The organism is Planococcus sp. S3-L1 (assembly GCF_030063085.1).
Classification (GTDB): Bacteria; Bacillota; Bacilli; order Bacillales_A; family Planococcaceae; genus Planococcus; species Planococcus kocurii.
On the sequence record NZ_JASISN010000002.1, the window covers coordinates 65017 to 90387 of the forward strand.

At 39.4% G+C, this 25371-nt stretch carries 23 protein-coding genes; 16 read left to right on the forward strand and 7 right to left on the reverse strand.

The window, feature by feature from the left end; all coding sequences use genetic code 11:
• Positions 1 to 5 precede the first annotated feature (5 nt).
• Entirely contained in the window at positions 6 to 1598 is a 1593-nt protein-coding gene (gene aceB, locus QMF37_RS02425; protein WP_071153845.1) for a malate synthase A, read from the reverse strand.
• 172 nt (positions 1599 to 1770) lie between these two features.
• On the opposite strand from aceB, the gene QMF37_RS02430 reads away from it, so the two are divergent.
• Together QMF37_RS02430 and QMF37_RS02435 are read left to right on the forward strand one after the other, a co-directional pair.
• Positions 1771 to 2421 (forward strand): LytTR family DNA-binding domain-containing protein, encoded by a 651-nt coding sequence (locus QMF37_RS02430; protein ID WP_058384672.1) that lies wholly within the window; start codon positions 1771 to 1773, stop codon positions 2419 to 2421.
• A gap of 96 nt (positions 2422 to 2517) precedes the next feature.
• Positions 2518 to 3675, forward strand: a complete 1158-nt coding sequence (locus QMF37_RS02435) for an aminotransferase class I/II-fold pyridoxal phosphate-dependent enzyme (RefSeq protein WP_071153844.1) — start codon at positions 2518 to 2520, stop codon at positions 3673 to 3675.
• Between the two features lie 154 nt (positions 3676 to 3829).
• Here the strand turns inward: QMF37_RS02435 and ahlS are convergent, their stop codons facing one another.
• Positions 3830 to 4678, reverse strand: a complete 849-nt coding sequence (gene ahlS / locus QMF37_RS02440) for an AhlS family quorum-quenching N-acyl homoserine lactonase (protein WP_071153843.1) — start codon at positions 4676 to 4678, stop codon at positions 3830 to 3832.
• A gap of 116 nt (positions 4679 to 4794) precedes the next feature.
• A complete protein-coding gene (locus tag QMF37_RS02445; protein WP_071153842.1) occupies positions 4795 to 6159 on the reverse strand; it encodes an aspartate kinase in 1365 nt (454 codons plus the stop codon).
• Positions 6160 to 6286: 127 nt separating this feature from the next.
• Here QMF37_RS02445 and QMF37_RS02450 point away from each other — a divergent pair, with 127 nt between their 5' ends.
• Genes QMF37_RS02450 through thrB form a run of 3 tightly spaced genes read left to right on the forward strand, consistent with a single transcriptional unit; the run spans position 6287 to position 9539 of the window.
• Complete coding sequence (locus QMF37_RS02450; protein WP_071153841.1) at positions 6287 to 7579, forward strand: homoserine dehydrogenase; 1293 nt, start codon at positions 6287 to 6289, stop codon at positions 7577 to 7579.
• Positions 7576 to 8637 (forward strand): threonine synthase, encoded by a 1062-nt coding sequence (thrC, locus tag QMF37_RS02455; RefSeq protein WP_078080616.1) that lies wholly within the window; start codon positions 7576 to 7578, stop codon positions 8635 to 8637. Before QMF37_RS02450 ends, thrC begins: the two co-directional genes overlap by 4 nt.
• Positions 8634 to 9539, forward strand: a complete 906-nt coding sequence (gene thrB / locus QMF37_RS02460) for a homoserine kinase (RefSeq protein ID WP_071153840.1) — start codon at positions 8634 to 8636, stop codon at positions 9537 to 9539. The genes thrC and thrB overlap by 4 nt, the downstream gene beginning before the upstream one ends.
• 55 nt (positions 9540 to 9594) lie before the next feature.
• On the opposite strand, the gene QMF37_RS02465 is transcribed toward thrB, so the two are convergent.
• Positions 9595 to 11019 (reverse strand): NAD-dependent succinate-semialdehyde dehydrogenase, encoded by a 1425-nt coding sequence (locus tag QMF37_RS02465; RefSeq protein WP_071153839.1) that lies wholly within the window; start codon positions 11017 to 11019, stop codon positions 9595 to 9597.
• Between the two features lie 327 nt (positions 11020 to 11346).
• On the opposite strand from QMF37_RS02465, the gene QMF37_RS02470 reads away from it, so the two are divergent.
• The 9 genes from QMF37_RS02470 to QMF37_RS02510 all read left to right on the forward strand — a co-directional run bounded on the left by QMF37_RS02470 (position 11347) and on the right by QMF37_RS02510 (position 20001).
• Positions 11347 to 12543 (forward strand): hypothetical protein, encoded by a 1197-nt coding sequence (locus QMF37_RS02470; protein WP_071153838.1) that lies wholly within the window; start codon positions 11347 to 11349, stop codon positions 12541 to 12543.
• Positions 12544 to 12610: 67 nt separating this feature from the next.
• Complete coding sequence (locus tag QMF37_RS02475) at positions 12611 to 13786, forward strand: amidohydrolase (protein ID WP_071153837.1); 1176 nt, start codon at positions 12611 to 12613, stop codon at positions 13784 to 13786.
• A gap of 36 nt (positions 13787 to 13822) precedes the next feature.
• Positions 13823 to 15124 carry a M20 family metallo-hydrolase gene (locus QMF37_RS02480; RefSeq protein WP_071153836.1) on the forward strand — a complete coding sequence of 434 codons (1302 nt, stop codon included), beginning with the start codon at positions 13823 to 13825 and terminating at the stop codon, positions 15122 to 15124.
• Between the two features lie 228 nt (positions 15125 to 15352).
• Positions 15353 to 15652: a replication/maintenance protein RepL gene (locus QMF37_RS02485; RefSeq protein ID WP_071153835.1), complete on the forward strand. Its 300-nt coding sequence runs from the start codon at positions 15353 to 15355 to the stop codon at positions 15650 to 15652.
• A gap of 842 nt (positions 15653 to 16494) precedes the next feature.
• Positions 16495 to 17163: a YveK family protein gene (locus QMF37_RS02490; protein WP_071153834.1), complete on the forward strand. Its 669-nt coding sequence runs from the start codon at positions 16495 to 16497 to the stop codon at positions 17161 to 17163.
• Between the two features lie 28 nt (positions 17164 to 17191).
• Positions 17192 to 18205 (forward strand): GNAT family N-acetyltransferase, encoded by a 1014-nt coding sequence (locus QMF37_RS02495; RefSeq protein WP_078080615.1) that lies wholly within the window; start codon positions 17192 to 17194, stop codon positions 18203 to 18205.
• A 52-nt stretch (positions 18206 to 18257) separates the two neighbouring features.
• Positions 18258 to 18740, forward strand: a complete 483-nt coding sequence (locus tag QMF37_RS02500; RefSeq protein WP_245830179.1) for a hypothetical protein — start codon at positions 18258 to 18260, stop codon at positions 18738 to 18740.
• Between the two features lie 26 nt (positions 18741 to 18766).
• Positions 18767 to 19114, forward strand: a complete 348-nt coding sequence (locus QMF37_RS02505; protein ID WP_071153878.1) for an MGMT family protein — start codon at positions 18767 to 18769, stop codon at positions 19112 to 19114.
• Positions 19115 to 19266: 152 nt separating this feature from the next.
• Complete coding sequence (locus QMF37_RS02510; RefSeq protein WP_058384687.1) at positions 19267 to 20001, forward strand: gamma-glutamyl-gamma-aminobutyrate hydrolase family protein; 735 nt, start codon at positions 19267 to 19269, stop codon at positions 19999 to 20001.
• Between the two features lie 139 nt (positions 20002 to 20140).
• Here the strand turns inward: QMF37_RS02510 and QMF37_RS02515 are convergent, their stop codons facing one another.
• A complete protein-coding gene (locus QMF37_RS02515; protein WP_283476381.1) occupies positions 20141 to 20572 on the reverse strand; it encodes a hypothetical protein in 432 nt (143 codons plus the stop codon).
• Between the two features lie 5 nt (positions 20573 to 20577).
• A complete protein-coding gene (locus tag QMF37_RS02520) occupies positions 20578 to 21873 on the reverse strand; it encodes a helix-turn-helix domain-containing protein (protein WP_283476382.1) in 1296 nt (431 codons plus the stop codon).
• Between the two features lie 505 nt (positions 21874 to 22378).
• Between QMF37_RS02520 and QMF37_RS02525 the strand changes: the two genes are divergently transcribed.
• Together QMF37_RS02525 and QMF37_RS02530 are read left to right on the forward strand one after the other, a co-directional pair.
• Complete coding sequence (locus tag QMF37_RS02525; protein WP_283476383.1) at positions 22379 to 22972, forward strand: general stress protein; 594 nt, start codon at positions 22379 to 22381, stop codon at positions 22970 to 22972.
• A 112-nt stretch (positions 22973 to 23084) separates the two neighbouring features.
• The gene (locus QMF37_RS02530) at positions 23085 to 23954 is read left to right on the forward strand and encodes a general stress protein (protein ID WP_071153827.1); all 870 of its coding nucleotides are present in this window, start codon (positions 23085 to 23087) and stop codon (positions 23952 to 23954) included.
• A 40-nt stretch (positions 23955 to 23994) separates the two neighbouring features.
• Here QMF37_RS02530 and brnQ read toward each other — a convergent pair whose 3' ends face one another.
• Positions 23995 to 25320: a branched-chain amino acid transport system II carrier protein gene (gene brnQ, locus QMF37_RS02535; protein WP_078080614.1), complete on the reverse strand. Its 1326-nt coding sequence runs from the start codon at positions 25318 to 25320 to the stop codon at positions 23995 to 23997.
• Positions 25321 to 25371: the final 51 nt, after the last annotated feature.

The window sequence follows — 25371 nt, forward strand, 5'->3', positions numbered from 1 at the left end:
ATTATTTAGTTTAGGATTTCATAACCTGGCAGTGTCAAAAATTCAGCGAATTCATTTTGTACGGTAAGGTTTATAAACAACGCACGAGCTTCTACGTAATTTCCAGATGAATAGTTGTCTTCGCCAACTGCTTGTTGAATTTTACTAACTTCTTCTTCCAACACTTCATGAAATAAAGGAAGATCAATTTTTCGGCCGTCGTCGAATCGTCCTTTTGGATGGCGAATCCATTGCCATACTTGCGAACGGGAAATTTCAGCTGTTGCAGCATCTTCCATCAAGTTATTAATTGGCGCTGCGCCGTTTCCAGATAACCAAGAAGCGATGTATTGAATGCCGACTGAAATATTCGAGCGTAGTCCGTCTTCAGTAATGGTACCTGTTGGCACTTCAACTAATTGTTCAGCTGTTACTTGGACGTCTTCACGCTTATTATCGATTTGGTTCGGTGTTGGCATATGCTTATTAAACTGTTCCATCGCGATTGCAACCATTCCAGGATGTGCAACCCACGTACCATCGTGGCCGTCCATCGCTTCGCGTCGTTTGTCTTCTGCGACTTTCTGGAAGGCAACTGTGTTGGCATCATCATTTCCTTTGACTGGAATTTGAGCAGCCATGCCGCCAAGAGCCGGTGCATTACGCTTGTGGCAAGTTTGAATACAAAGTTGCGTATACGCGCGCATAAACGGTACAGTCATCGTCACTTGAGAGCGATCTGGGAAAATATATTCGGGTAAATTACGCAGTCGTTTAATCACGCTAAAGATATAATCCCAACGTCCACAGTTCAGACCAGCAGAGTGGTCACGCAATTCGTATAAAATTTCATCCATTTCAAAAGCAGCCAGAATCGTTTCAATCAACACAGTTGCGCGAATCGTGCCTTGTGGAATCTCTAACTCATTTTGTGCGAAGACGAATACATCATTCCATAAACGAGCTTCCAAATGACTTTCTAATTTGGGGAGGTAAAAATAAGGGCCAGTTCCCCGATCAATCAGTTGTTGAGCATTATGGAAAAAGTATAATCCGAAATCGACAAGACTGCCGGAAATTGGCTGGCCATTAATATGAATATTCTTCTCCATCAAATGCCAACCACGAGGTCGAACCATTAACACCGCAGTTTCTTTATTTAATGCGTATTTTTTTCCGGTTTCAGGAATTTCAAAATCAATTTGTCTTCGAACCGCATCACGTAAGTTGATTTGACCGTCAATAACGTTAAACCAATTTGGTGCAGTAGCATCTTCTAAATCAGCCATAAACATCTTGGCACCAGAGTTTAATGCATTAATGAGCATTTTGCGGTTTGTGGGTCCCGTGATTTCAACGCGGCGATCCTTCATATCTTCCGGCAGGGGAGCAATCGTCCATTTGTTATGTCGTATGTGCTTTGTTTCTGGAAGAAAGTCAATTTTCTTCCCAGCATCAATTTCTTGTTGGCGTGTTTGACGTTTTTTTAACAGTTTGACACGACGTTGATCAAAGTTATGATGTAGCTTTTCAATAAAATCTAGCGCTTCGGGTGTTAAAATCGTCTCTATTCCTGGTACATCTTGACCTGTTATCGTAACATTCGATTTTGTTAACAACTAAATCATTCCTCTCTAAAATAATTTTTAGTAACTGTATTAATACAGTTTATTTTGATGTATATTAATATATAACAGAAAATTCTAACTGTCTTGTAAACAGGATGGAAAGTAACATTCGGCGACAAGAGCGATTATTAGGCGATAAGCACATTTGGAAGGGGAGCTGGGGATGACTACTAGTATGTTGGAACAAATCGGATTTATCATTGGAGATTGGATTCCGAAAGAAGCATCGATTGCAATTGCAGATGAAGAGAGCTATATCTACTATAAAGCGGGAGTTCATGATTTGCAGATTCGAGAAGGGCAACTGGTTTTACCCGGCAGTATCGCTGCGCGTGCTAAAAAAGAAAAACAACGAATCGAAATGTTTGTGGAAGAGTCTATTCTCGGAACAGCGTATTACGGTATTGGTTATCCGATCAAGTTAGTGGAAAAAGAAGGCGTTCTTGTTATTATTCTGCCCCCCGATTACTTGGTTCGTAAAAACAAACCAATTCAATTCCTAACAGGGAAATTTCAAGACACGTGGCGTCCCATTCCAGTAAACAAGGTATCCCATATTGAAAGCAGCCAAAAGAAAACATGGTTTTATACAGATGATGAAACCTATTGTGCAATTCATACGTTGAAAAACTTAAAGCATCAATTGCCGGATAGCTTCTTGCCAGTTCATCGGTCATATATTGTGAATATTGACTATATAGAAGAGATATCTCGAGACATCGCCTCAAACTATCAATTGACGCTGAAAGACGGCTCAATTTTACCGGTTAGCCAAAATTATACAGCAAGTGTTAGAGCGCGACTCGGGTTCTGAAGCTCCAATACGACAGCAGGAGGAACAGTATTGTGTGCTATAGTTATCTGTGAACTTAATTATAATAGAACTTAGTTAAAAGAAAGGTTGTCACTCATGCCTATTTCAATCAACAGCCAGATCGAAGCTATTCAAATTTCGGGTATACGTCAATTTTCAAACCAATTGGTCGATTTTCCAGATGCGATTAACCTGACAATCGGTCAGCCAGATTTTCCAACGCCTGAACCAATTAAGCAAGCTGGAATCGAGGCGATCCGGCACAATCATACGAACTATACACATAATGCAGGAATGCTCGAATTGCGGACAGAAATCGCTTCTTTTTTTCAGGATACTTATGAGTTGAACTTTGAGCCGAAAACAGAAATCATCGTTACCAATGGTGCAAGCGAAGGCTTGGATTCTCTATTTCGAGCGATTTTAGAAAAAGGGGACGAAGTTATTTTACCTGCCCCGGCCTACCCTGGATACGAGCCAATTATTAAGTTGTGTGGAGGCAAAGTGGTTTATTTGGACATGTCAGATACGGGATTCCAACCAGATCCAACGCGTTTAGAAAGCTTAATCACAGACCGCACGAAAGCGGTATTGATGAATTTTCCATCTAATCCAACAGGCGTCACAATGGATTCTACGCAGCTTGAAAAAGTTGCAGCTGTATTAGAAAAACACGAGGTCTTTGTCGTAACCGACGAAATTTACAGCGAAAACGTATACGGTGACAAGCATGTTACGGTTGCGCATTTTGAAAAGATGCGCAACCGCACATTTTTAGTTCATGGTCTGTCAAAATCGCATTCCATGACAGGTTGGAGAATTGGTTTTGTACTGGGCCCAGAAATGTATATGAAACACGTGTTAAAGGTTCATCAATACAACGCCATTTGTGCATCCGTACCAAGCCAGTATGCAGCGCTTGAAGCGGTGAAAAATCAGCGTCATGTTCCTGCTGAAATGAATAAAGAATATATCAAACGAAGAGATTTTGTTTACAGTCGCCTGACAGTGATGGGCATTGATGTGATTTTGCCAAAAGGTGCCTTTTACATTTTTCCATCAATTGAAAAATTCGGCATGACTTCTTTCGAGTTTGCAACACGGTTATTAAGAGAAGCAGGAGTCGCAGCAGTTCCTGGTTCTGCATTTACACGTTACGGAGAAGGATTTATCCGGATTTCTTATGCTTGCAGCATGAAGGACCTTGAAGAAGGCATGAATCGATTAGAAAAATTCATTCAAAGCTTAACGTGATTGGTGAAACCGTTATTTCTTACGGACATTGCCGTAAACGGTGACAGAGTCTTAGTTATTGAAATATGGATGTAACCAGATAAAAGCCCTTTGCCAGTACTTGGCGAAGGGCTTTTGAGTTTTAGTGAATCAACTTTGGCTTATCCTAAATTCGTTACTCATAATAGCCTTCAGTCGATTTACGGAACGTCTTAAACTGTGCAGCGTCATGACCAAACCACACATCAGAATTGGTTTCTTGCGACAGTCTGCGGATTTTTTCAACAGCTGATGTATAGCCGACAGAATCATATAAAATGCCAGGTGGCTTAACGGGAGGACCAAAGCTTTCGGCCGTATAAATAGCATCAGATGCAAGAATAATGCCACCCGTTTCGGGAAGTTGAATTTGCAGACCGAGCATTCCCCAAGCATGCCCACTGCCAAAATTCAGCAATTTGATTCCTTCGGCTAGTTGAAGTCCATCCTCAGTTCGTTTGACAGTTTTCCATTGTAGATTGTTTTTAATCCAAGCATCAATATCGCCCCAAATATAAGCACCTTCTTTCGTGTTCCTCGCATAGGTTTGAAGGGCTCCATTTAGTTCATCTTCGTGAACGATAATGGTCGCATTGGTGAATAATTCAAGACAGCCTGCATGATCCAAATGGAGATGAGAAGCCACAACGTATTTAATATCTTCTGGACGAACGCCAAGCTCATCTAACCGGTTATGCAAATAGCATTCTTCCGGCATGTCAATCGGAAAAAGAGATTGTGTTACTTTGCCCCAACGTCCTTCAGCACCCATGGAATTTGGGTTACATGCTGTATCAAATAAAATTTTGCCTTCCGGGTGATCAATCAATACTGTATAAACGGGAAATGTAGCCATTTCACTTGGCGGATTCGGGTTTTCCAAACTCGCCGGATTGTGCATGGAAATTAAAAAATTCTTGTCCATGCTCAAAGTACCGTTGTCCATTACGTATAGTTTTGGGTGAGGCTTAATAATGCCAGTCATCCATGTTCCCCCTCTCAGAATAATTCCATACTATCACAATTTTCAGTTAATGTACCGAGACAAATAAAAAACTCTTGAGTATCGAGCTCAAGAGTTAAAAGATGGGGGAGTGTTGATTAATGAACCAAAGCAGGTTCAAAGAATTCTTTGTACAATTCGTTCAATATTTTTTGTTCATCTTCTTTCAAGATGCCAAACACCAAACTCACTTCAGAAGAGCCTTGGTTGATCATTTCAATATTGACACCAGTTCTAGCAAAAGCGTTCGCGGCACGAGCTGTCAGTCCTTTTTGATTGTTCATGCCTTCTCCAACAAGAACAATCATAGAAAAATCACTTCGGATGTGAACGTCATCAGCTTGCAGTTCTGATTTAACGCGTTCTACAATGCGCTGCTCTTTATCAACAGTCAATTGGTGACTGCGCAAAATAACGGAAAGGTTATCAATACCAGACGGGATGTGTTCATATGAGATATCTTCGTCTTCTAATATTTGCAGCAGTCTCCGGCCAAAACCAACTTCGCGGTTCATCAAGTATTTACTGACGTATAAAGTTGAGAAGCCACTATCAGCTGATATGCCTGTAACAGGACGTAAGGAATGATCTCGCTCTGCAACAATCATCGTTCCGGGTGCTGATGGATTGTTGGTATTACGGATACATAAAGGAACAGACGCTTTAAAGACAGGCATAAGGGCTTCGTCGTGAAGAACCGCAAATCCAGCATAGGAAAGCTCACGCATTTCACGGTAAGTCATTTGTTCGATTTCAACAGGGTTTTCAACAACACGGGGATTAGCTGCAAAGACGCAGTCCACATCGGTAAAGTTTTCATATAACTCTGCCTGAACCGCAGCTGCTAAAATAGAGCCGGTAATATCTGAGCCACCGCGTTCGAAAGTTCTTAATTGGCCTCTTTTTGTATACCCGAAAAAGCCTGGGAAAACAGTTATCGTTTTTTTGTTGCGCAAGTCAGACAAATTGTCGTAAGCTTCTGGAAGAGCTTGTGCACGCTCGGGTAAGTCATTTACAAACAACCCTGCATCAAATGGATTGACGTATTCTGCAGCTAACCCGATAGATGTTAAGTAAGCAGCTATTAGTTTCGCAGAGTTATCTTCACCGCTCGCTTTAATTAAGTCTGCAAAAAGAGGAGGTGAACTTTTGTCTGCTTGAAGACGGTTCAACAAATCGGTTTTAATGATTTTCTTGATGTCTTCGTCTAGTCCTAATCCATCAGCGATTTCAGCATATCTTTCCATAACGTTGGCAAGAGGAGTTGCTGTTGGTTCGTCACGTAATGCCGCTGCTGATAGATGAATGAGCAAATCTGTCATTTTTACGTCTCCATCAAATCTCTTGCCTGGAGCAGAGACAACGACGATTTTGCGAGAAGGCTCTGCTTTAACAATTGCAGCCACTTTTTTTATCTGTTGTGCACTAGCTACTGATGTCCCGCCAAATTTGCTTACTTTCATCTAATCAAGTCCCATCTTTTTTAATAGTCTGTAAAAAGGTTGTTTTAACTAAGATATAATACTATAATGTCCCTATGACAAAAACAATTGTTTTTTCACAGTGTACACACCATGGGAGGAATCGTCAATGAAAAACGAAATTTCAATCGGATTATTAGGCCTTGGAACAGTGGGCAGCGGGGTTGCTAAAATCATCCAGCAGCATCAGCAGGATTTGCATCATAAATTAGGTGCCCAAGTTCTAATCGGAAAAGTACTGGTCAGAGATACAAATAAGGACCGACTTTCTAGTTTAGATCCGAGTGTATTCACGACGGACATAGAAGAGATATTGAATGATTCTTCTCTCGACATCATTGTAGAAGTGATGGGTGGCATAGATGGTGCAAAACTAGCGATTGAAAAAGCGCTTAGAGCGGGTAAGCAAGTTGTGACAGCGAATAAAGACGTCATGGCAGAATACGGCCACGATTTATTGAAATTAGCAGACGCTGAAAAATGCGACCTTTTCTATGAAGCCAGTGTTGCCGGGGGTGTCCCGATTATCCGCACTTTAGAAGATGGTCTTGCTTCTGATCGAATCTCTAGTTTGATGGGAATCGTCAATGGCACAACAAACTTTATCTTAACAAAAATGAAAAAAGAAAACATGAGCTACGATGATGCATTAGCCGAAGCAACTGAATTAGGATATGCCGAAGCTGACCCATCAGCGGATGTTGATGGTATCGACGCAGCACGGAAGATGGTTATCCTATCTTCACTGGCATTCTCTACAGAAGTGCATTTAGATGACGTACTCGTCAGAGGCATGAAAGAAATCCGTGATGGCGATTTGGAGTTGGCGACTAAATTTGGTTACACGATGAAAATGGTTGGCTCTTCAACAAAAGACGAAGACGGCATCGAAGTTTCAGTGGAACCTATTTTTCTCGCAAACTCGCATCCATTGGCGTCCGTTAACAATGAATTCAATGCCGTATACATATATGGAGATGCTGTAGGTGAAACGATGCTTTATGGTCCCGGAGCAGGATCTTTGCCAACTGCAACTTCAGTCGTTTCTGATATCATCGCAGCTTGTCGCAACTTACAGCTTGGTGTCAACGGAAAACGTGCGCATTCAGCGCAACACGAACGTGTTATTAAACCAGAAACAAAACGTTTTGCGAAATACTGCCATCGCTTGCTCGTAAATGATGAAGTTGGCGTTTTATCCAAAATGACTTCAATTTACAGTAAGCACGAGGCGAGCATTCAATCAGTTATGCAGTCGCCCGCTGAACAAGTTGGCAAAGCAGAATTAGTCTTGCTGACTCACCAGATTTCCCGACAACAACATTTAGATGTATTGAGTGACTTAGAAGGAACGGCGAGCGTTATCAGCCATTACCGCATAGAAGGGGAGGAAACTGCATGAGATGGCAAGGATTAATCGAGGAACATAAAGAGTGGCTTCCAGTTACAGAAAATACCCCTTCACTGACTTTGCAAGAAGGCAATACACCGCTTGTTCGTTTGGAAAAACTATCAACAGAGTGGGGAATTGAGCTGTACGCAAAACTAGAAGGCGCCAACCCGACAGGTTCTTTTAAAGATCGCGGCATGGTGATGGCTGTCGCCAAAGCAAAAGAAGAAGGCAAAACTGTATTGATCTGTGCGTCAACAGGCAACACGTCGGCCTCGGCTGCAGCATATGGTGCAAGAGCCGGTATGCGGACGATTGTTGTCATTCCAGAAGGCCGTATTGCGCTCGGGAAACTGGCACAGGCAAAAATGTATGGAGCGGAGATTCTTGAAATCAAAGGGAATTTTGATGAAGCACTGCAAATGGTTCGTGAAGTTGGCCAAGAAGCAGGCATTGCTTTGGTCAATTCGGTCAATCCTTACCGCTTAGAAGGACAGAAAACAATCGCATTTGAAGTAATTGATCAATTAGGGCAAGTACCAGATATCTTCGCATTGCCAGTTGGTAACGCAGGCAACATTTCAGCTTCTTGGAAAGGCTTTACAGAATATGCGAAGCGCACTGGTGAAAAACGTCCGGTGCTTCTCGGCATCCAAGCAGCAGGTGCAGCACCCATCGTCCATAATAAAGTTGTGGAAAATCCAGAGACGGTAGCAACTGCTATTCGCATTGGGAATCCAGCAAGTTGGCAATTAGCGCTGGATGCTTTAAATCAATCAAATGGAACGATTTTAGCAGCTACTGATGAAGAAATCCTTGAAGCTTATCAGCTCTTGGCTCGAACTGAAGGGATATTTGCTGAACCGGCTTCGTGTGCTTCTATTGCAGGGATCAAAAAACAAGTAGAAAATGGCATGTTGAAAAAAGGGGTAAAAGTGGTTGCTGTTTTGACAGGAAATGGACTGAAAGATCCTGAAACAGCAATTTCAGTTAATCAGCACAAAGCACTTCTCGTTCCAGAAGATATGGAACGTTTCTGGGAGGATTTGAAAAAAGGAGTGAGCGTATGAACTGGAAAGAATTCTCAGTGACTGTGCCTGCATCGACCGCAAACCTAGGTCCCGGATTTGATTCGATTGGTCTAGCATTAGATCTTCATATGGTCGTTCATGTGTCTCCCGCGATCACATGGCTTGTCGAATACAACAATCAAGGCTATCAGCAGATTGAGACCGGTACTGACAATCTGATTGTCGCAACGGCACAGTTTGTTGCGGATAAGTATGATCAATCACTGCCTGCTGCGAAATTGGCAGTGGATACAGTAATTCCTTTAAGCAGAGGTCTTGGCAGCAGTGCAACAGCGATCGCTGCCGGCATCGAAATTGCCGATCGTTTGATGGGGTTAAAACTGTCAATGAAAGAGAAATTGAAAATCGGAACAGAATTAGAAGGACATCCGGACAATATCTCAGCTTCACTTCTTGGAGGGCTAACGATTTCTTATTTTGATGAACAAGAGTTAGAAATTGTTCACGTCCCAGAAGTAGAAATTGGGGTTGTTATATTAATTCCTCCTACGGAATTTCTGACTTCAGAATCGCGTGAACTCCTGCCAAAAACCTTATCTCATAAAACGGCTGTGCAAGGGAGTGCTGCAGGCAATGTTGTGTCTGCGGCTTTAGCAAAGGGAGACTGGCAGACAGCGGGACGCATAATGCAAAAAGATGTTTTTCATGAACCTTATCGTAAAGACAAATTCCCTAAATTTGATGCGATACAGCAAAGTTGCCTTGAACTTAAGGTGTTTGGTTCAGCTATTAGTGGAGCAGGACCTTCTTTGTTTATCGCAGTGGAAAAAGGAAGAGAAACGGCTGTAGCGGAACACTTGGCAAAAGAATTTCCGCTATACGAATGTTTAGTTACAAAACCATCTTCTACAGGAATTAATATATGTGAAACAGTTGTATAAAAGGAAAAAGAAGCTACCCGGGAATTTCCGGATAGCTTCTTTTTATCGGCAGAATTTAAATTTTGATTGAAACGTACTTTGTTTCCAAAAATGCATCTAAACCTTCTTGGCCACCTTCTCGACCGACACCACTTTCTTTCATTCCACCAAATGGAGCCTGAGCAGTAGAAGGGGCTCCATCGTTCCAGCCGACAATGCCGTAATCTAGATTTTCAGATAGATAAGTACCACGAGACATGCTTTCAGTAAAGAAGTAAGCAGCCAAGCCAAAGCGTGTATCATTTGCTAATTTAACGGCTTCTTCATCTGTTTCAAAAGACATAATGGGAGCAACAGGACCAAAAGTTTCCTCATTCATGACTAACATATCTGAAGTTGCATCAACCAATACTGTTGGGTTATAGAAATAAGCATTGTTCTCTGAACGCCCATTTCCGCCAACAAGCACTTTAGCTCCTTTTTCAATAGCGTCGTCAACGTGTTTTTGAACTTTATCATAACCGTCTTTGTCGACTAAAGGACCTATCTGCACGCCTTCTTCTAATCCGTTGCCTACTTTTAAGTTGCCAGCAGCTTGTTTAAGTTTCTGTGAAAACTTTTCGACAATGCTTTGCTGCACATAAATGCGGTTGCCACATACGCAAGTTTGTCCGGCATTTCGGAACTTCGATGCCATAACGCCTTCAATTGCTAAGTCCATGTCCGCATCTTCTAAAACGATAATGGGTGCGTGACCTCCTAGTTCTAAAGACAAGTTCAACATCGTTTCTGATGCTTGTTTCATTAATTCTTTACCAATTTCAGTCGAACCGGTAAACGTTAACTTACGGACGTCTGGATGACTGGTGAACACTTTACCGATTTTGCTGGCACTGCCAGTCACCAGGTTGATGACGCCTTTAGGAAATCCAGCTTCAATAGCAAGTTCGTACATTTTGACTGCCGTCAATGGTGTCATTTTCGCCGGTTTGGCTACAAATGTACACCCTGCGGCAAGTGCGGGAGCCATTTTTCTTGCCATCATTGCTGCTGGAAAATTCCAAGGTGTAATAGATACTACCACGCCAACTGGTTGTTTGTTAATTTGAATTCGTTTGCCTTCTTTACTCGCCGGTATTGTGCGACCATACATGCGCTTGCCTTCTTCAGCAAACCAAGAGACGAATGAAGCGGAATATTCTACCTCTCCAATGGCTTCGGAAAGAGGCTTGCCCATCTCTTTCGTCAGAATTTCACCAATTTCTTTTTTGTGTTCGAGCAATAAATCATGCCATTTCATTAAAAGTTCAGCCCGATGGTAGGCAGTTGTTTTCGACCATTCTGGAAAAGCTAAAGCCGCAGCCTCGATTGCAGTGGTGGCTTCTTGTTCGCCTCCGTTAGGCACTGATCCGACAACTTCACCAGTTGCGGGATTTATCACTTCAATCTTGCCATCTCCTGTATCAGTCCAGTCACCATTAATATAATGTCTACCTTTCATTCTGCTGAATCCTCCTTTTGATTTACACTTATCCTCAATAAATACCTCTTATTGTTATTGCGTAAACGTTCAAGCAAAAGCTTACTACACAATGTTCACGAAATGTACACATTTCAAGAGTAGTGCATGAACTATTTCAATATGCAATATATAGCGATTGGGAGCGCTTTCTAAAAAAGACAGTTAAACTAAAAAGAATATTATTTTGGAATAGTCTTTTTATTCCATTCATTATTGAGTTATATTGTGCTACTATTTTGATATTAAGAAAAATTCAGCGAAATACTAAAAGTTTGTTCGCTGAAAAAGAAAAAGGAGGAAACAAGTATGTCTCAGATGCTGGCATTAGCAATTTTGATTTTAGTATTATTTATAGGCGAAGCAGTTTCAATTCGCACAAAAGCATGGATTCCTTCGATTTTTGTCAGTGGAGTTTTGTTCTTACTCGGATTTTGGACATTCTTTCCTCCTGAAATTGTTACGCTTGCAGGAGTTCCACCGGCTGTTGCCGTCATGCTTATTTATTTACTAATCACAAATATGGGCACTTTATTGTCTTTGCAAGAATTAAAAAGTCAGTGGAAAACAATCTTAATTGCGATATCAGGTATTTTAGGAATCATTGCCGCGTTATTTGGCATCGGTACTTTGTTATTCGATTTTGAAACTGTGGTAGTTGCTATTCCACCTCTAGTCGGAGGATTGGTATCTGCTTTGATCATGTCAGAAGGAGCTGCTGCTGCAGGACTTCCAACATTAGCCGTCTTTGCAATCGTCATTTATGTCGTACAAGGATTTGCAGGATATCCATTGACCTCAATTATGTTGAAAAGAGAAGGCAAAAACCTTTTGAAGAGGTACAGAAATAACGAACTGACAGCTAAGCAAATGCCTGGCGAACAACAAGAAACTATAGGGAAGCCAGTTAAAGAACCACGGATGTTTGCGAAGATGCCGGATAAATACAATACCGACTTCTTTAAGTTTTTCCGCTTAGCTTTTGTTGGTTATCTTGCTTATTTAACTTCTGTTCTAATAGCTCCGGTAGTAGAAATCAGTCCTTTCGTTTTATGTCTATTGTTTGGTGTTATCGCGCGTAGCATTGGTTTCTTAGAACGCCACCCACTACAAAAAGCGAATGGTTTTGGATTTGCGATTATGGGCTTATTGCTATTTATTTTTGATGGCTTAAAAAATGCTACCCCAAGCATGATGGTAGAAATAATGTATCCGCTTATTGGCTGTATTGTTATTGGTGTTGCAGGAATGTACATTTTTTCATTAATCGTCGGTAAGCTTCTGAAAGTTAGTAAAGAAATGGCCTTTGCAGTTTCTTTGACTGCTCTTTACGGTTTCCCAGCAGATTATATTATTACGGTAGAAGTCATCAATTCCTTGACTAAAGACGAAGAAGAACGCGAAGTTCTAACAAGTCATATGTTGCCGCCAATGCTAGTGGCAGGCTTTATTACGGTCACAATTGTTTCTGTTATATTAGCTGGAATATTTGTCGGGTTTCTATAAACGGCAACACCGTGTTGATTCTTCAACCTATTAAGTACGGTAAAATAGAAAGTGGAGTGAATTGAAGATGATCAATCAAACAATAAAAAACGCCATTATAGAAAATAATGCCGAAATGATTCAAATACGTCAAAAGCTTCACAGTGAGCCCGAATTGTCATGGCAGGAATTTGAAACTTCTCAATTTGTTTATAATTACTTAACTGAACTTGGCATCGATGCACGCCTGACAGAGCCAACTGGTGTTATTGGGGAGCTAAGAGGTGGGAAACAAGGACAGACTGTCGCGTTACGTGCGGATATGGACGCTTTGTCTGTTGAAGAACTAAATACAGACTTGCCGTACAAATCCAAAAATCTTGGCAAAATGCATGCATGTGGACACGATGCTCATACGGCCATGCTCTTATCAGCAGCTAAAGCACTGGTCAGTGTTAAAGAAGAAATTCCGGGCAATGTTCGATTTATTTTTCAGCCTGCTGAAGAAGTCGCAACGGGTGCTAAAGCAATGGTCAAGCAAGGAGCTGTAGATGGAGTTGATAACGTTTTTGGTATTCATATTTGGTCTCAAGGAGCTACCAGCAAAGTGGCCTGTAATCCAGGACCTGCATTTGCCTCAGCAGACATTTTTAACGTGCGGTTTAAAGGACAGGGTGGACACGGAGCGATGCCGCAAGCATGCATTGACGCGGCAATTATCGCTTCTTCATTCGTAATGAATGTACAATCAGTGGTCTCTCGTACAGTTGATCCCATGCAGTCAGCAGTAGTAACCATTGGGAAAATGGTCGTAGGAACTCGGTTTAACATTATTGCTGAAAATGCTGAAATTGAAGGAACGGTCAGGTGTTTCGATCCCTCAATCCGTGATCATATCGAAAAGCAGTTACAAGTTTATGCGGATCATACAGCTGCAATTTACGGAGGTACTGCAGAAGTTGACTATATTAGAGGTACACAAGCTGTTATAAATGGAACTGAAAGTGCCCAATTGGTCCAAAGAGTAGCAATCGAAGCATTTGGAAAAGATGCTATTTATAATGAAGAACCCACAATGGGTGGAGAAGATTTTTCATTTTACTTAGATGAAGTTCCCGGAAGCTTTGCGTTAGTCGGAAGCGGCAACGCAGAAAAAGATACGCAATGGGCGCATCATCACGGGAAGTTTAATGTGGATGAAGATGCATTGACAACAGGTGCAGAACTTTATGCACAATATGCGTGGTCTTTTTTAACTAAATAATACACAGGCTACTAGTTAAAAACTAAGGAGGAAGTTATGAGTACTACTAATGATAATCCTTTATATGAAGAGTTATTAAAAGATTACGATACAAAACTTGATCATTCAGGCATTAACGGCAAACGTATTGCGAAACGATTAGTTGAATTGTCTCAAATAGGATTTGTTCAAGTTGGCGGAGTCAAACGACCTGGTTTCTCAAATGAAGAAAAAGAAGCAAAAGTTCTCGTTAAAAAGTGGATGGCTGAAGCGGGATTAACGGTTTCCGAAGACGGGGCAGGAAATGTCACGGCTCGATTGGAAGGAAAGAACAATCATCCAGCCATTGCGTCGGGTTCCCATGTCGACAGTGTGCCAAATGGTGGTAATTTTGATGGTCCGTTGGGCGTTTTATCGGCATTAGAAGTTGCAGAATCATGGAAAGAAGAGGGATACATTCCTCAAAAACCGTATGAAGTCATTATTTTTTCTGACGAGGAAGGATCACGATTTAACAGTGGATTAACAGGAAGTCAGGCGATGACGGGTACTATTTCTGAAGAAGAAATGGCACAACTAAGAGATTATAACGGGGACACGCTAGAACAAGTATTAACGCATTACGGCAGTACACTGGAAGCATTTAAAGCTGCAGGTAGAGATTTGGCTGAATTGGAATTGTTTGTAGAAGTACATATCGAACAAGGAAAAAAACTAGAAATAGTAAATCAACCAGTCGGAATTGTCAGTGGCATTGCAGGACCTGCTTGGCTTGCTGTGGAATTTGCTGGGGAAGCCGGACATGCTGGAAATACGCCAATGATTGGCAGAAAAGACTGCCTAATAGCGGCAGCGGAATTTATTCAATCGATTCCTCAGTTTCCCAAAACAGTTAGTGAAACCGCAGTAGCGACCGTTGGAAAAATGGATGTTTTTCCAAACGGTGCAAATGTAATTCCTGAAAAAGTAAAATTACTTGTCGATATTCGAGATATAAACGAAGCACCAAGAGATCAACTCATTGATCAACTCATAGAACAAGCTGAAAAAGTTGCTGCCAAAAATGACATTCACGTAACAGTTAAATTGAATACGCGAATTCAGCCAGTGCCGATTGCTAAAGATTTGCAGAAACGCTTGGCCATTTCTTTAAATAAGTTTGGAATTTCGCCAACTTATATTCCGAGTGGAGCTGGTCACGATGCCATGAATCTGGGGCGCTTTATTCCAGTAGCTATGCTTTTTGTCAGAAGCAAAGGTGGTATTAGCCACAATCCAAAAGAGTGGTCTAGTCTAAATGATTGTGTGATGGGAATACATGTATTAAAAGATTTTATTCAAGACGCAATGAAAAAATGATAATACTAAGTCGTTTAACTTAAAAAAATGAAATTTACGAAATTGCAAAACAACCAACAGAATATATTTCTGTTGGTTGTTTTTTTATTTAGAAAACCTTTTAATGGGTATTTTTATATGGTTTTGGAATTATCAGTATTATATGAAATAGTATGTATATCTTTAGAGTGGAAGGGTATAGAGATAGTAAGCACGCTTCGATGGGCTGCAATTTTTGGAGGTGGTTAGATGAAAATATTGGAAAATCTTATGCACAGTAGAACAGAAAATTTTTCGGAAGAGAAAATCTTAAGTGAATGCCGGGAGTATTTTTCATCAGAAACTGAAAAGACGGCAGAAACGGGAGAGAAGTTCATAAACTATTTTCTGAGGAATAGTTCGTCAGAAGGTGTACTTTTCAAAACGATCAAGGAAATTACAGCAGATATTAACATTTCACATCAAACTTTGACAAAAGTGTTAAAGACTTTGGAGTCAAAAGAAATTATTTATCGTAGAAATGGCATCATTGGCTTGTGGAAAGAGTAAAGGATGAATTTTTAACTTTTTCGAAAATAAATCTTACCGTGAACAGAACAACAAATCCATTTTCGCAATAAAAAATTCAAAGGTTTAAGTTAATTAAATTTGTTTATAGACGAAAGGGACTGCCTAAAAGGTCATAAAATGACTATTAGGATGCAGTCCCTTTTGCATGCTAAAAGATAGTTTAATGCCCGTCGCCAAAGGTACTTTCAGTGAGCACAGCCATAGCCATTTTAACTCTAAAAAAGTTCTTTCTACAAAAGAAAAAAGTTTAGAGAAGCGACGTTACTTTCAGGAAATCCAAAAAATACAGGCCTAGTTCAGGATTCTGAGCGAGCTATTCAATAAAACAGACGCAGAAAAAGAACCTTTTTCTGCGTCTGTTTTATTTTAGAGACTTCCGGGACCCCTGCTTTTTTGGTACGTCTGGACTTATATAGCTGAAGAAAAATTCTTAATGGTGAAGGGACAAACCATAGTTCTATCTGTGTTGATCGGTTAATCACGAACAAGTTAACACTAGCTAGGTAAACATCTATAGGAATCAAGGCAATTGCCACAAGTTAATAAGAATGAGACACGAACTTCGTGGGGTTAAACTTAACAGGTAAGTCTTCAGTAGCGGTTAATTTAATTAATTCTAATTACCTAATTTGGAATAAAAATATAAAATAAAATTCATGTCTTTGGACTAAATACTTATTTTTATTAATAATTATTTTAAAAATATCCTTAAAAGTGTAGATTGAACCACCTAAATATGATATAAATGAACTATAATAATCTGAATTTTTAGAAATAAAAATAAAATTCATGCTGTTATTGAGCACAAGGAGGTAAATCTAGTGAAAAGCAGAAAGATCATTGCGTATTTATTGGCAAGTTATAAAAAGCAAATCTACTTTTCGCTCAGCTTTACTTTTTTTCTAATGCTGACAGCCTCCTTGATTTTTGTTTTTATCATTGATTCAGAATATCAGGCGTCTAGCCAATTGCTCGTGGAAAATTCACAATCGGTATTATCAAACCAGCTAAAGGAAAATAAGCAGATAGATTCCCGAATGATAGAAGCATATGCAGCTTTTATTGAAAGCTCGGAAGTACTGGATCAAGTTAGTAAAGATCTGACGTTAAAAAGATCTGTTTCTGCTCTTCGTGGACAAATTCTTGTGAGCTATGCCAGTAACTCTCGGGTGTTAACGGTTACTGTTTCTTCTGCTAGTAGTCAGGAGTCAGTTAGCATTGCTAATGCAGTAGCAGCTGTTTTTCAAACTAAAGTAAGTGATTCTTTTCAAACAAATCCGGTCACTATCATTTCACAGGCATTTCCTGAAAATGGGAGTAAAGAGTTTAGTCAGAAAGAGTTACTAATGAAGATAGCGATAGCTGGTACTTTTGGTTTTATTAGTAGCATCCTTTTAATAGCTAGCACCCATTCAGTGAAAAAAACGGCAAATGCTAGAGATAGAAACATACGGAAAAAAAATCGCCAATTACAGACAGTATTTAAGTAATTTTCTAGGTAGAGCAGGGGTGGAATGAATGTATGAACTGATCGCGATACAAGATCGTAGTCGCTGGCAAAAAATTCTTGATAAATTACAAATAACAGACATTTATTATACAAGTCAATATTTTTTGGGAGCTCTAAAATTAGATCCAGGAGAAGCTTTGCTTTTTTACTATAAAGATGATGATGGTGAGGTCGCTTACCCTTTTATCAAAAGGGTAGTAAATGACGGAGATATCACTTATTTTGATGTTACAACGCCATTTGGTTATGGAGGACCTATATTGAACGTGGAGAAAAATGTTGCTAACTTGACGGCTAATTTCAGAAAATCTTTTATGACGTATTGTCAGAATGAGAAAATCATTGCCGAATATGTACGTTTTCATCCGCTGAAAGAAAATGCTCAATTTTTCGGAACTCATTTAAAAATTTCTTCATTATTTGAAACGTACACAATCAACTTAAAAGCTCATTTTACCCTTCCTCAAAAATTACTTCTGCCAAATAAAGAAGATGTTGATAATGCTTCAGAATTAATAGTAAAAAAGCTTGGAACTGTGCGTCATCTGTTTGAATTTCTAGTGTTGTATTACGCAGCGGCTAGAAGAAGAGAAGAAGCGGATAGCTATTATTTTTTTACCAATGATTACTTTGAAACATTGATTGGTTCAATGGGATCTAACCTACACTTATTTGGTGCCTTTCACGAAAACAAGCTAGTATCAGCATGCTATGTTCTGACAATGGGCGATACGATTTATTATCATCTTGGGGGCAGTTTATCTGAAGTGGACAATGAAATGACTATGCGGACCTTATTGTTAAAAATAGCTGAATGGGGAGAAGAAAACTACTATGTCTTCTTTCATTTAGGTGGAGACTTTCAAGTAGAAGAAAATGAGAAACAAGAGATAAAAAAAGAAATTGCTAATTGCGAACCTGCCGTGTTTTATATTGGGCAACAAATACATGATCAACAAACCTATGATAATTTGGTGTCATTAGAAGAAGAAGACGTTATTCGGAGATATGGAAACATTTGATGATCATGTTAATTCGGCAGACATAAGAGCTAAATTATTTGGGGGAGGTATAATGATGAAGTATATGCAATATAAAGGTGTAGTGGAAAGAGAATATAAAAAATCTCTAAGAAAGATTATGTATGAAATTTGTGTAATAGAGGGACTTAATGCGTCTCTTGGAGCGAAGAAGTTGGGAGTGGCAAAAGAGATTTTTGTTTTTTGGAGAAATTTTTATCGCTTGGATAAGAACCAGCAACTATTTGATCACACAGTTGCTAATATGGATCAGATGAAGTTTCTCTATCTCAACGAAGCGACCGGAGTCGATTTAACGCGTCCATTAGAGCATGAAAATGAACAATCACTTGAAGGTTTTGAGGAATTGCTCGATAGAATGATAGAGTATTATAAGTATGTACACGCTGAAAGTAATGGACTTGCAGTAGAAACAGGGAATCTGCCATTATATGAATGTGCGCAGCAACTTCTGAAGGAATATAAAACGGGAAGTTTATTGGCAAAAGTCGAACAACAAAAGAAAAAAGCCTTATAAAGATTTTGGTGGGACGGATGAAACGGATGCAGACTTTTACTGAAAGAGCTTTAAGAATTATCAAACAAATTCCGCTGGGTAAAATTATGACTTATGGCCAAGTCGCAGCGGCTGCTGGAAGCCCGCGTGGAGCCAGACAAGTAACGAGAATATTGCACAGCATGAGTGCCAAGCATAGTTTGCCATGGCATCGAATTGTTAACGCTAAAGGTCAAATTGTTCTACGGAATGAAGAGGCTCGATTTTTTCAAAGAAAAACGCTGCAAGAAGAAGGCGTGGAAATAGACAAGGACGACCGAATTGACTTACTCAAGTTTCGATTCCATCCTATTGCAGAGGAAGAAAAAATAGACTGTTTTAAAAACCCATTATGAGAAGGGTTTTTCGTTTAAAGAGTTTTCCTGAAAAACCAATAAAAATAAACATTTAAGGGATTCAGCATAATGCTGAATCCCTTAAATGTTTATTGATTTTACTGGATAGGGTATATAGGAGGATATGAACAAATAGAGAAGAGGAAAAAATGATGGTAGCAAAAGATAAACCGGTAATTGGTATAACGGCACGTGTAGAAGAAGATCAGACTTATTCGCTAGACCCAGTGTACGGTAGAGCCATTCTTCGAGCAGGAGGGTTGCCGTTGATTGTTCCTATCGTAGACAGAGAAGATATTCCGTTGCTATGTGAGCGATTAGATGGACTGATTGTTACTGGCGGAGGGGATATTAATCCGACGCTATATGGAGAAGAGCCTCATTTACGTCTCGGCGCTGTTTATCCCGGCAGTGACGAATATGAAAAAGAATTAATCTTAAAATTTCTAGAGTTAGATAAGCCTTTTATCGGCATGTGTCGCGGACTGCAAATGTTTAACATCTCACTAGGTGGGACTAATTATCAAGATTTAGAATCTCAATTCGAAGGAAATTTACATCAGCATAAGCAGAATGCCATGCGAACTCATCGTACACATTCCGTAACTTTAGAAGATGAAAGTCTATTATACGACATCATGAAGGAGAAAAAATTCAACGTGAATTCTTTCCATCATCAAGGAGTGAAAGATGTTTCAGATCAATTGACAGTAGCAGCTCATGCTGCTGATGGTCTTGTAGAAGCGCTGGAAAGCAAAAATCATCAGTTTGCTATGGGTATTCAATGGCATCCAGAAGAATTTGCTCTTCAAGGAGACGAAGCTTCCATGAATATTTTCAAGCGTTTTGTTGATGAATGTCTAATAGACAAAAAACAAAATCAATAAAAAAAGAACGGTAAACAAGAAGGCATCCAAGGATTAACTCATCCTTGGATGTCTTCTTGTTCTAACGAAGCTAAGTTTTGAGTAGAATAAAAAAGCTGCCGTTATAAAAAAGCGGCAGCTTGATAAGATAGCAAAAAAATTATACTTGCTGAGTTTTAATAGACCAAGGCTCAGGAACGCGAGCTTGAACAGCAACTTCAGTGCCAATAGACCAAGGCTCAGGAACGCGAGCTTGAACAGCAACTTCAGTGCCAATAGACCAAGGCTCAGGAACGCGAGCTTGAACAGCAACTTCAGTGCCAATAGACCAAGGCTCAGGAACACGAGCTTGAACGGCAACTTCAGTACCGGTAGACCAAGGCTCAGGAACGCGAGCTTGAACAGCAACTTCAGTGCCAATAGACCAAGGCTCAGGAACACGAGCTTGAACGGCAACTTCAGTACCGGTAGACCAAGGCTCAGGAACACGAGCTTGAACGGCAACTTCATCACTTAAATTGAAATTATCACCAACTGATAAACTACTTATTGCAAGAATAGAGAAGAACAAAATCGTTATGCCTTTTTTCATCACTTTCACTCCCTAGATAAAGTATTAATATTCTTATATGATTCTCTTGCTTTGTTCATAATTTCAGCTGATTCTTTGTAACGTCCTTGTTCATAGTGGATTCTGCCCAAGTGACCGAAATAATAGCCACTTTCGAAGTAATTATTTGTTGCTTCGAGGCTGGGGATCAACTGGCTTAGAACGAATTCTCCAAATTTTTCGTAGTCCTCGTTCAAAAGATGTACCAAACATACAAATTCAATATAGGCTTCTTTAAAAATGTGATTAGTAGGTGAATCGATATTTAGTTTTTTGTTTTCGACAAGTTCTGAGCCTTTGCGGATCCATTCCTTTGCAGCATCAAAATTCTCTACCTCGTATTGGCATTTAATTAAAATGCAATAACTTAACAAAAGGTCAGCAGTATATTCTGGATGAATGTATTTCAATGAATTTTCCATATGAATAATTGAAAGCTCATAGTTTTGAAACAAGAAATATGAATATCCTAAATTAAATTCTGTCGTAAAGCGTAAAATATCAATTTCTAACTTATTGCCGATAGTTAATGCGTTTTTATAATGCTCCATCGACATTCGGAAATTGCCGAAATGCTGATGAGTAATTGCGATATTCAAATGGCATTCCACAATGCGTTTAGGAATGAATTCCTGCTGATAAATTTTCAGAGCCATTTCGGAATACTTAAAAGCCATTTCTGTTTCTCTACACTTCGTACTGGAGATGCCGATTGAATAATAAAGATCACCAAGTTCTGAAGCAGAAATCGTATTCGGTGCAATTTTTTCTGCAACGAAATAGGTTTTTAAGGCCTTTTCAAAATCGTTGAGAATATAATTGTAGTTTCCGATGTATTTATGGAATAAATAAAACTGTTCCTGACTCATAAATTCTCTGAAACGGTCCATTTCTTTAATTTTTTCTTCGGCACTATCTAGGTCGCCAGTAATAATGAAATACCGAATTTGTTGAATGGAGTACTCAAGTTCCACATCTTCATCAGCGCTCAGTAAAGGATGGCCTTGGATGTCGTTGTACTGTTCCATAATTTCGGCTTTGTTGTGCGGATGTAATAATGAGTTTTTAAAGTTTTTTACAAGAACTTTTCCAATGGGGTTATCTTTTGGTGCCAGCGGAATAGTCAACTTTTTGCACAAAGCTTCCAGTTCTTTTAACGCTGGGTCTTTAACGCCACTTTCAATTTTTTTCAGCTCTCTGGGAGACAGTATGCCAGAGGAGAATTCTTCTAAGCTAATTTTCTGTTTTAAACGATGGTATTTTAAACGCATTCCCGTGTCCATTACTGCTCTCCTTTCTTGTTGCAAGGGCAGTACTTCCGTTAGCCATGTAGGAGAGATGTTTTCGACCTTCCTCGGTCCATCTGAAAAGTAAGAAGAAAATAGATCACCAAGTACAATGATTGCCGCCTCCACATCCTGTTTTTCACTTTGATTTATGTCTTTAAGCTATGATATCATCAATTTTCGAAATAAACTGCTTTTTATATTAGAATTATGAGAAAATGAAAAAAAGGTAAAATATGCCTACTTCGGTAAATGTTGAATGCGAAAAAATGAAAATAGCTTTTTAAATAGATCTATTGAACTATTATATAGGAATAAATTAATGTTTCTGTCTAATCTTCTTTTCTACGATTACTAGTAATAAAAACAAATACACGATTTGACAAATCGTAACTAGTGAAGAAGAGATTTTTCTTACTCTAATGACAAAATAGTTTATTGGATGCCCAATAAGGGGTAAACATTACTTATAATAGTCTATTAAATTGACGGAGGTTTTCAAATGAGTTCACACACTAAAGTGCTGGCAGTAGTTTTCTCAGAAAGTGATTTGCAGAAAAAAATTGGGGAATTAAAAAGCCAAGGCTATAAGGAGCAGAATCTTCATATCATGGCTAAAGACACATCGCATTTTGAAGAGTATTCATTTGATAAACAAGAAGTTGATACGTTTACTGACAAATTTAAAGGATTCATTTCTGGAGACAGTGGTGTTCGTGAAGGAGTAAAATCATTAAAGCTCTCAGAAACGGAAACCGCACGGTATACTGCAGATCTTGCAAAAGGCGGAATTATTCTCTACCAAGATAAAGATGAAGAAACGATACTCGATACGATTTCTGTTAACGAAGTAAGTGCAGAAAAAGAAAAAACAAATGATTCGCAAAGACAGCAATTCATTAATTCTGTCGATAATAATTTTGATGAACAAGAAGACCGCTTTGAACGAGGAGAAACATTCCAACAAGACCCTACATTAATTCAAGACGAAAGACACAATTCATTTACTACTCAGGAAAATCCTGAAGTTGAAAAAGCTAGAGGCGGTTCTAGTGAAGCTGAAAAACATAGCCAGAGCGATAAGAAATATAAATAAAACTTTACTGTATCTTCAGCTCTCGTGTAAGAATTAAGCAGTTTTGCAGGTTTAGAAGATTGCGATGATGAGGTAGATAAAGACAATAACAGTACACAGGAGGTTTAATAAAATGAAATCAGGAAATCGTGAATTTGAGATCGTTTACAGCAAGTCAGAAATGGAAACAGTAATTGAGTCATTGAAAACAAAGGGTTATCGTGATGAAGATATTCATGTGATGGCCAATGATAGAGAAGTAATTGACTCTGCAGGTAGCAAAGGGGTTCATGCGAATCAGGCAAACTCTTTTTCCAATCGCTTTAAAACGCTGCTAAGTGGAAAAGACGTTGTAAGAAAAGAATTAGACCGTTTTAATATGAGTAAAGAGAGAACAGATGATTATGAACGTAAAATTGAAAAAGGTGCAGTTCTTCTTTATACGGACGGAGAAGGAAGATCAGGTGAAGATGAAAATTTTTCGTCTTTCGATGATTCAAATAGCTCAATAAATCTAGAAGAAGGAACTGCTGGTACGCCTAGTTCCGGAACAGTCACTCGTCACCAAACAAGCAATCCTGGATCTGATGAAATTTACGCACGAGAAGTTTCTAGAGAAGACCAACATGTACGTTCTAGTGACAATGATCGTCTGCAGGATTCTCGCTTAAAGGGTGATGAAATTCACCCGACCAGTGGGCTGAAAAAGGATGAAGGTTCTACTCTCGAGAAAGAACTAGATCATGAACCAGCTCTTCAAACAAAAGAAGGTGCGGAAAATCTATTACACGAAGAGGGTGTCAATAATCGGCAAGATGAACCTTCGCCAGGCGCAGATCCAAATTTAGGCCCAGCTCCGTTTGGAAGAGACTCTGAAGAAGAGAAACTGATGAAAAACCGACAAGGTGATTTTAAAGAAGGCGCAAATCCCCACGAACATCGCGATATTGAGAGTCAAAAAAATAAAGACGATAAAAACCTACCAACACAAAGACTATTTTAAATTCAAAAGAGCTTTCCCGATAGTAATCGGGAAAGCTCTTTTAGTTTTTACTATGTGTAGAACGCGCAATTATAATTCCTATTAAAGTTCCGATGACAGCTGGGAGAATCCAGCCAATCCCTTGTTCAAAAAACAGTAAATACTGGAAAATTGAATCTATTTGTTCGAAAGCAATCCCAGTTGAACGTAAGGCATCGAAAATACTGACAACTGCAGTTACAGAAAGAGCAATTGTATAAACGAAAGGTTTTCTGTAAAATACATGGTCAAAAAATGACAATACTACAAGAACGATGGCTACAGGGTAAATAGCCAGTAACACCGGTAGAGAAATAGCGATCAACTGTGTTAAGCCGACATTTGCAATGGTAGCAGAAAACGATGCGAACAAAAATACATAAGTGATATAAGAAAACTTAGGTAAAATCTTGAAGAAAAACTGAGCGGTAGCAGATACTAAACCGATGGAAGTCGTCAGACAAGCAAAGGTGATTGCTGCAGATAGGATAATTCCTCCAATTTCTCCATACAAAACACGTGCCGCCATAGCGATAATAATGCCGCCGTTATCTTGAAGGCCAATAGCTTCCACGCTGGTTGCACCAATATAACTTAACGACAAGTAGACAGCAGATAAACCAATAGCGGCAATAAACCCTGCATAGGCAGTAGTCCTTAAGATGATTCTAGTATCGGTAATTCCCTTGCTCCGAATAGATTGAATAATAACAATTCCAAAAACCAATGCGGCAATAGCATCCATCGTAAGGTACCCTTGTAGAAAGCTTTCAAAAAAAGCTTTCGTATCGTAATTTCCGATAGGTGACTTTATGGGGCCCATAGGTGTTAGAAAGCTTTTTATAGCCAATAGCCCAATAACTACTATTAATAAAGGTGTTAAAATTTTACCAATTCTATCAACTAATTTTGTCGGGTTCATCGCGAACAAAACAGTAATAGCAAAAAAGACAAAGGTGAAAATTAGTAAAGACCAAAAAGAATCAGCGAAACTGGCTGGTAGAAAAGGAGAAGCACCAATTTCAAAAGCAACAGTAGCTGTACGCGGGATTCCAAAAAAGGGACCGATAGCTAAATAAACAATTAACGTGAATACGATACCGAATAATGGATGGACGCGTCCGGCAATGGACTGAAGATCTCCGCCCGCTTTTGCAATAGCGAGAATACCTAATAATGGAAGACCGACCCCTGTTAATAAAAAACCGGTAATAGCAACAAATAATTGATCACCGGCGAGTTGACCCAAATAAGGGGGGAAGATGATATTCCCTGCTCCCAGAAACAAAGCAAAAAGCATAAGTCCAAGGGTCAGAATATCCATTTTTGTAAGCGCCTTCTTTATCATTATAAGCTCCTTAATAAATAACATTTATACACGGTTATTTATTATAACAGA